Raw genomic sequence first — 7,458 nt, 5'->3', positions numbered from 1 at the left:
GCACTAATGTGTGCTTTAGTTGAAGAATCGGCTGCTTTTACATGGCAGCTTTTTCTTATTGAGTAATGGAGTTAAATACTTCCGTGAAGTGGCGTAATGTCAACTTGCTGTACATGGTGTATACAAACTCGTCTGCGATCGAATTCCTTATTCAACTAACACCGTCAATCGGAAGGTGGTTTTAATTTTCTTAGCATAATCCCATCTGATTTTATTTCTGCGCCTTTTGAGAATTCACCTCTGAAACTAGGTGGTTTTTTTGTAATGGATTTTAAAAAAAAGATTTATTCTATATTAGAGAAATTTGCTAACTCCTCTCTGCTGCCAATCAAGACTAATAAATCACCATTTTTCAAAGACTCATCGGGAGAGGGTGATACGATAATATTTTCTTCTCTTACGATGGCAATAGCACTGACGTTATATTTAGCACGAATATCAATTTCCCGAAGACTTTTTCCAGCCATTTTTGAAGGTATCATAATTTCTTCGATATTATATAGGTTTGACAGTTCTATATAATTCAACATTTTTGGAGATAAGAGTTGATTTGCAACACGTTCTCCCATATCCCTTTCTGGATATATAATCCAATCAGCGCCTACTTTCTCTAACACCTCTCCATGATGCTTACCTAGAGACTTTGCGATGATTTTTTTTATACCCATTGCCTTTAAATGCAAAACTGTTAATATACTTGACTGCATATCATTACCAATCGCAACAATAACACAATCAAAATTGCGAACTCCTATTGAGTTTAGTGCCCCTTCTTCTGTGGTATCTGCTACGACAGCATGAGTAAGGTATAATTCAGCCTCTTCTACTCGTTCTTCATTTAGATCTATGCCTAGAACTTCCTGTCCAGCCTCATGTAGTCTTCTTGCTACACTAACACCAAATCTCCCTAAACCAATGACTACGTATTGTTGTTTTGCCATCTCTATATACACTCCCTACTCTAAATTAACCGATCATAATTTTTCCTTTTGTATAATGGAAAGCATCAGGTTTACGCTTCTTAGCAATCGCAAATGCAATTGTCAAGGGACCTAATCGTCCCGCAAACATTGTAAAAATAATAAGTACACGACCAATCGGAGATAATTCTGGAGTTAAACCCATAGACATACCTACTGTCCCAAACGCAGAAGTAGCTTCAAATAAATACATGATAAAATTGTTTCCCTTTTCAGTAATACTCAGTAGCATAGTTATGATAATAACAAGGAATAATCCAATTAAAGTCACAGTAAGTGCTTTTAATATCGTTTCAATTACAATTCTCTTTTTAAATAATACTACATCACTATTTCCTTTAATTTGAGACCACACTGCTGCTATTAATACTGCAAAGGTAGTAATTTTTATTCCTCCAGCAGTTGAACCAGGACCAGCTCCGATAAACATAAGGAAAATTGTCAGGAACAAAGTAGACTGTGTTAAATCTCCAATTGGTAATGTATTAGAACCCGCTGTCCTAGGAGTAACTGCATGAAATAAGGATCCTAATACCTTCCCAAAATCGGTAAGAGGCCCTAACGTTTTAACATTTCCATACTCGAAAATAAAAATTAATATGGTTGCACTAATTGTAAAAATAAAAGTTGTTAGCAATACCACTTTCGTATGTACAGATAAACGATGAGTTTCACGGTATTGATATAGTTCGTTCATAACAATAAAACCTAATCCACCTAAAGTGATAAGGGTGCATACCGTTAAAACGACTACAGGATCATCTACATATGGAGTTAGACTTCTATATTCACCCATTAAATCAAAACCTGCATTATTGAAATTTGATATGGCATGGAAAAATCCATAATAAATAGCTCTTCCCATTGGCATATCGAATGAAAAACGAATTGATAAAATAATTCCACCCAACATTTCAATAACTGCAGTAAAAATTAAAACTCTTTTTACTAACTTTACAATCCCTGCGATTGATACGTTATTTAATGATTCCATTAAAAGCAATCTTTCCTTCAATGAAATTCTTTTACCTAGTAGGAAAAAGAAAAAAGTTGCAAATGTCATAAATCCTAATCCACCAACTTGAATGAGTGACAATATTACCAACTCGCCAAACATAGAAAAAGTATCTCCAGTATCTACGACAACAAGCCCAGTCACACATGTAGCAGATGTAGCAGTAAATAAGGCATTTAGAAACGATAGGCCTTTACCGTCTTCAGTTGCAATGGGAAGAGTCAATAATACCGCCCCTAGAAGAATGACACCCATAAAACCCAATAAAAGTTTTTTTGGAGGATCAAGTTGAACCTTTACTTTTTTCATAAATTACTCCTAACTGAAATCTTATCCAAATATTTATTTAAAACACTTATTACACACTTAGTTCTTTTAGTAGTGTGTGTAGTAATTTTAATTATTCTCCAATCATAATAATGATTTTCACTAAAATTTACATAACTCTAAAATAATGTCAATATCTAAAAAGCTTTATAATGATAAGTGTTGACATATAGACGGCTTTTTTATGCTATTAATGGGCTAGGGTAAGTAAGGTAGTATAATCTTCACATACAATATCTATGAATGTGATAACATACAAATAGGACTTTGTGGTAAAATGTGGATATAACGGAGGTCTATATGAGTATATACAAAACACAATACGGAAGAGAAATGTCGCTAAAGCTTTATGATGCTCAACTGAAGAAATTGGATTGTTCATGTAAGGATGTTTACGTTCATACTCGTTTTGGAAGAACACATATCATTGAAACTGGCAATCTATCGGGGGAACCATTGTTAGTATTTCATGGTGGGAATAGTACAACTGCCTATAATTTACTAACGTACAGATTCCTGCTTAAGGATTTTCACATCTATGCGGTTGATATTATTGGCCATCCTGGAAAAAGTGATGAAGTTAATCTTTCTCCTAGCAATTATGATTATGGAAAGTGGGCAAGTGACGTTATTACAGGGCTTGGATTTGGTAAAATAGCTTGTTTTGGGGCTTCGTTTGGAGGCGGTGTTTTGGCAAAACTGATGTGTATCGCACCGGAAAAAGTAAAAAAATCCGTATTAATTATGCCATCAGGTATAAACAATGCCTTTCCAATCAGTACTGTGAAAATGATATTATCACTACTCAAATATAAACTAACAAAGAAAGAAAGATATATAAAGGAAACAGCTTTATTTATGGCTATTAAAGAAGAAATTCTTGATAAAGATACTTTGGATATGGTGAAAGATAGTTTTGATCATGTAAAAACAAAAGTAGGGATGCCATCCAATGTGAGTGAAAAATTAATGCAACAGTGTAAAGCACCGACACTTATTATGGCTGGAGAAAAAGATTGCTTATTTCCTGCGGAAAAAGTATTACCAAGAGCAAAAAGAATCATACCAAATAACACGGCCCATATGTTAAAAGGGTGCGGACACATGCATATGATGTCAGAGCGTGAAAAGAAAATGATCGTTGATTTCTTAAGTGTTTAGTAACTTTAAAGCCCTTTAAAATAATAAAGTTATTGAACTAACGGGGGAGTTAATTAAAGATCATTGAGTTGCATATGCAGCTCTGTTTTCTTATTAAGCTAAAGGGGCAGTTAGTTGAAGAAACAAATTGGATATTAAACCCGCTTTAAACATGGAAATTGAAAAGATAGTTGTAATGATTCTTTCATAGGAGGAGATGAATATATGAGTTTACAGAAATGTGAAAAATGTAATACTCAATTTAAATGGAGTAAAATCATAAAATCTCTTTTTTTAGCATACAGACCTATTCAATGCAACCAATGTGGCACGGAGCATAGGATAATATTCTTTTCAAGGATTATATTGTCTTTGTTATCAGTTCTACTATTGTGGTTATTTGGCTTTATCATATCACCTCAATTATCGTTATCCATTTCTTATACTTTTTCGATAATGATATTATATGGTGTTTTTTTGTTTTTGTTATTTCCTTTTTTTGCGAAGTACAAATCGAAATACTGAATATATTTATGGTGAAATAAGGTTTTTCTCTTATTAAACAAAGGAGTGCTGTAGTTAAAGATTATTAAGTTGCATAAGCAGGTCTTTTGCTTATTGAACAAACGGAGCAGTTTAGTTCAATAAGAAGGAGTAGAAGGTTATTTTAAACAGATATACCAAAGTGGAATTTTAAATTTCATCACTATATTGAATGAACATCTAAAAGAAAATGTGCAGGAATTGAGGTGGGAACTATATAGGTATATGAGGAAGTAACTATAAAAAGGGCCACTCGGCGGAAAGTGACCCTTAACAAAAAATCAGAAGGAGGTGCCTAGCTACAATTATTTATTGACTATCATAGCTAACAACAGTGCGATCTATGATGCATGAAACTAGAACCGACAATAATTAGAAGAATGAACAGTACAATGATAAAAGCGAATGGGTTTCGTTCGCGACGCTCTTCGCGAAATTCTCCACCGGATTCCATAAAAATCACTCCTTTCTAAACTCTATAATATGTATAGTAGTAAAAATGAGGGGTGACATTAATCTAATCAATTTTTTCTTTTGCAAAATAAATAGTCATATTACGTATTTTGTGGGATAAACCGATTGTTCAATAGAGCAGTCGCATTTTACTAACGAGGCAGGTTAGTTCAATAAGATGATTCATTATGAGGGGGTGATAACTATGTCTTGTGTACATGAGTTTGGGATACTTGATGATTTCGACAAGCAAAAAAATTACATTGATTATAAACTACAAGAATACAACTATATTTCTGTTGATGATGATATTATCAATTGTTTAATGGAACAGTTATCTATCATGAAAACATACTTTCATTCATTCAAACGTCCAGAATATGGTTTAGCATATTCTGGAATTACAATTATTCCTCCTGAATCATTATCATTATTTTATGATGTTGTCACATCTTCAAGGTACTTTGCAAAATCTGTTGAACTACAAGAACTGGCTTCAATAATAATAAAGGCAATAGAAGTAAAGAATTATATTATCCATTTTGGAATTTGAACCTAATGCTATTGTGTGATTCTTCAACTAAAGGGGACGTTTAGTTGAAGAATGTTGTTTAACTTGTGTTCAACACAATCGGACCATTTAATTTTTATAAACAGGAAAACGAAAAATACTGTCGAATGAGATAAAGGGGTTAAAAATGTATAGTCCAAAATGGAGTAAAGTAAAAAAATAATTAAAAAGTTTTACGTGTGATTCATTAAAAAACCGAATCGATTTTTATATTATTAACTACCGAAAAGCCCATGATCAATTAGGTAGAGCAGTTATTACAGTTGATAAAAAAGAAGTATTAAGTATGTGTACAATCATAGCTGAAAGAGAAATGATCAGAAAAGAATGGGATATTAGAGAAGAGCAAAATGTTGAATACGATATTTATGATCATACGCATAACTTAGAAATGGGAATACAAGCTCATGAACTGATTAAAGATGTGGGACTCTTGGCGTAGTATGACTTTTTTGATGCAGTAGAAGAATATCTTAGTTCCCCGATAGATACTTCTATAAAATCTACTGACATTATTATAAAAGTTCTTTCCTTAATAGATAGACGAGTAGGAACAAGAACATTAAAAAAACTCAGTGAATCTATTGAAACTGAACATGAGTGTATTAGATATTTTTTAAAATTAAGGTGTGATGCTGATGGGATAAGATTTAGTTAATAAATCTCGGTTTTTCCATATAAGTACGCGATTCTTGAGTAAGCACTTATAAAAAGAGACAGTACCTATTTGGGTACTGTCTCTTTTCTCTTAATACAATTACTTTTTAAAAATAACTGCAAAGTAGGGACTTTTAATTATTTCGGTCTATAGATACCGGCCAATTACAGTAAAGAGAGACCGAATATAATTCTGATCTATATTCGTTATTTTTCTGGTTTAATATAAGGAACGATTTGTGCAGTGGCGCCTACTGAAGCTCCACGAACAAAACTTTGATTTTCTAAGGCTTTAAAATTTTGCGTTTGGCCAGTCAGCATTACCCCTAGAATCCCTACTTCATCCCATTTTTTATTTTTATTCAAATTTAAAAATTCTTGAATAGTTTCCATCTTACCACTATCATCAAATTTTTTGAGATCATTAATAAAGTCAGTATATGCATCTTTTGGTGAAGAAGATGGTGCAAATCCGTAAACAGGAAGCCCTGCTGGTCCCTTACTTTCATCTGCAATTTGGGAGGTCATATACAACCATACAATGTTTAAATTATCAGGGATTTTCGCTTGTATTTCTTGTAATGTATAAGGTTGATCGAAAGAAATAGCAACTTCCGCTACGTAATTTTCCATTTGTGAAACTTTACTTAATTCGTTTGGTGTACCATCAAAATATTCTTGAATAGAAGGATGATAAAATGTCGCCACTTTATTTTTTGTTTGTTTGTCATACTCATAGAAATCTGTGTCAGACCAATAAAAGCCCGGTACTAACTCATTGTTGTCAATATCCGCGCGAAGCCAATGATACGAACTTGTAAGTGTGCTCCAAGGAACTACATAGCCATTAATATTTTTTGAACGATTCGTAATAATATTTCCACCAAACATTGATGAATTAGCCGTTACTTGAGAGTCGATTTGAATATTCGGCTCGGCAATTGCATTATGTAAGAAAAGCGAATCGTGAAGTCGTGTAGAACTTTTGGCTGCAAAGTAGTTGCCTGTTTTATATAAGATTGATATTAGAATCAGTACGACAATAATTGAAGTAATGATGATTTTTAGTAGTTGTTTTCGTCTAGCTTTTTTTAATGCAGTTTTGATTGAAGTATCCATTAATATTTCCTTTCTATTTTTAAGTGAATAGATTTACGTGCACGATATAATTTTTGCTTTACGCTGTCTACTTGAATGTCCAAAATAGTAGCAATTTCTTCATATGAAAAATCATAGTAATACTTTAAAAGGAAAATTTCTTTATATTCTGTTTTGACATCTTTTAATAAATAGAAAATCTCATCATTATTTAAAACCGCATTATATTCGCAATTTATGTATTGTAGCTTTGAATAGATTTCCTCGCTTAAGTAAATGTTTTGCTGCTCTTTTTTCCTTTTCAAGTCAATATATTCATTAAGTGATACTCTAAAAAACCACGGACGTAAATTGCTTTCTGTTAGGTCATCCAACAATAGATAAACTTTGTAAAAGGTATTTTGGATAATATCTTCTGCATCCTCTTTTTTTGCTCCTTTCGCTAGTAATAGGCGGAATACTTCCTCTCCTAAATTGATAAGATAGGAGGCTAGTACGTCTTCTTTTTTCATCTTTTGTCCTCCCTATACTTAAACAACGAATGAGCATTTCCAAATGTATACACATAAATTAATTTTTCATGAATTAATAAATATTTCGATGGATATGGAAATATCATTTATAAATTGGTTTAAGGGGCAATTCTCTAATATTTGTGACTTGAAAGTAAGCGT

The 7,458-nt window shown here is 32.6% G+C and carries 8 protein-coding genes and 1 pseudogene; 4 read left to right on the top strand and 5 right to left on the bottom strand.

What is annotated here, in order from left to right:
- Positions 1 to 284 precede the first annotated feature (284 nt).
- The gene (locus ACQKM9_RS20365) at positions 285 to 941 is read right to left on the bottom strand and encodes a potassium channel family protein (RefSeq protein ID WP_427736212.1); all 657 of its coding nucleotides are present in this window, start codon (positions 939 to 941) and stop codon (positions 285 to 287) included.
- 25 nt (positions 942 to 966) lie between these two features.
- Complete coding sequence (locus ACQKM9_RS20360; RefSeq protein ID WP_427736211.1) at positions 967 to 2,304, bottom strand: TrkH family potassium uptake protein; 1,338 nt, start codon at positions 2,302 to 2,304, stop codon at positions 967 to 969.
- A 318-nt stretch (positions 2,305 to 2,622) separates the two neighbouring features.
- Here ACQKM9_RS20360 and ACQKM9_RS20355 point away from each other — a divergent pair, with 318 nt between their 5' ends.
- Both ACQKM9_RS20355 and ACQKM9_RS20350 read left to right on the top strand, forming a co-directional pair.
- On the top strand, positions 2,623 to 3,483 hold the full coding sequence (locus tag ACQKM9_RS20355; RefSeq protein WP_427736210.1) for an alpha/beta fold hydrolase: 861 nt from the start codon (positions 2,623 to 2,625) through the stop codon (positions 3,481 to 3,483).
- Positions 3,484 to 3,687: 204 nt separating this feature from the next.
- Entirely contained in the window at positions 3,688 to 3,987 is a 300-nt protein-coding gene (locus ACQKM9_RS20350) for a TIGR04104 family putative zinc finger protein (protein WP_427736209.1), read from the top strand.
- A gap of 343 nt (positions 3,988 to 4,330) precedes the next feature.
- Here the strand turns inward: ACQKM9_RS20350 and ACQKM9_RS20345 are convergent, their stop codons facing one another.
- Positions 4,331 to 4,459 carry a YjcZ family sporulation protein gene (locus ACQKM9_RS20345; protein ID WP_427736208.1) on the bottom strand — a complete coding sequence of 43 codons (129 nt, stop codon included), beginning with the start codon at positions 4,457 to 4,459 and terminating at the stop codon, positions 4,331 to 4,333.
- A gap of 204 nt (positions 4,460 to 4,663) precedes the next feature.
- On the opposite strand from ACQKM9_RS20345, the gene ACQKM9_RS20340 reads away from it, so the two are divergent.
- Both ACQKM9_RS20340 and ACQKM9_RS20335 read left to right on the top strand, forming a co-directional pair.
- Positions 4,664 to 5,011, top strand: a complete 348-nt coding sequence (locus ACQKM9_RS20340; protein ID WP_427736206.1) for a short-chain dehydrogenase — start codon at positions 4,664 to 4,666, stop codon at positions 5,009 to 5,011.
- Positions 5,012 to 5,204: 193 nt separating this feature from the next.
- Positions 5,205 to 5,687 (top strand): annotated as a pseudogene (locus ACQKM9_RS20335) (SF0329 family protein); the annotation flags it as partial.
- 206 nt (positions 5,688 to 5,893) lie between these two features.
- On the opposite strand, the gene ACQKM9_RS20330 reads toward ACQKM9_RS20335, so the two are convergent.
- Both ACQKM9_RS20330 and ACQKM9_RS20325 read right to left on the bottom strand, forming a co-directional pair.
- A complete protein-coding gene (locus tag ACQKM9_RS20330; protein WP_427736205.1) occupies positions 5,894 to 6,805 on the bottom strand; it encodes a sigma factor regulator N-terminal domain-containing protein in 912 nt (303 codons plus the stop codon).
- Positions 6,805 to 7,296 carry an RNA polymerase sigma factor gene (locus ACQKM9_RS20325; protein ID WP_427736204.1) on the bottom strand — a complete coding sequence of 164 codons (492 nt, stop codon included), beginning with the start codon at positions 7,294 to 7,296 and terminating at the stop codon, positions 6,805 to 6,807. Before ACQKM9_RS20325 ends, ACQKM9_RS20330 begins: the two co-directional genes overlap by 1 nt.
- Positions 7,297 to 7,458: the final 162 nt, after the last annotated feature.

It is taken from the genome of Viridibacillus sp. NPDC093762, from assembly GCF_050279675.1.
Taxonomy (GTDB): Bacteria; Bacillota; Bacilli; order Bacillales_A; family Planococcaceae; genus Viridibacillus.
Note: the sequence above shows the minus strand (reverse complement) of the source record. Positions and strands in the feature narration are given on the sequence as shown.

Bases quoted from the DNA above. Each gene is read 5' to 3' on its own strand.
- ACQKM9_RS20365 (WP_427736212.1), bottom strand. From the start codon at position 941: ATGGCAAAACAACAATACGTAGTCATTGGTTTAGGGAGATTTGGTGTT.
- ACQKM9_RS20360 (WP_427736211.1), bottom strand. From the start codon at position 2,304: ATGAAAAAAGTAAAGGTTCAACTTGATCCTCCAAAAAAACTTTTATTG.
- ACQKM9_RS20355 (WP_427736210.1), top strand. From the start codon at position 2,623: ATGAGTATATACAAAACACAATACGGAAGAGAAATGTCGCTAAAGCTT.
- ACQKM9_RS20350 (WP_427736209.1), top strand. From the start codon at position 3,688: ATGAGTTTACAGAAATGTGAAAAATGTAATACTCAATTTAAATGGAGT.
- ACQKM9_RS20345 (WP_427736208.1), bottom strand. From the start codon at position 4,459: ATGGAATCCGGTGGAGAATTTCGCGAAGAGCGTCGCGAACGAAACCCA.
- ACQKM9_RS20340 (WP_427736206.1), top strand. From the start codon at position 4,664: ATGTCTTGTGTACATGAGTTTGGGATACTTGATGATTTCGACAAGCAA.
- ACQKM9_RS20330 (WP_427736205.1), bottom strand. From the start codon at position 6,805: ATGGATACTTCAATCAAAACTGCATTAAAAAAAGCTAGACGAAAACAA.
- ACQKM9_RS20325 (WP_427736204.1), bottom strand. From the start codon at position 7,296: ATGAAAAAAGAAGACGTACTAGCCTCCTATCTTATCAATTTAGGAGAG.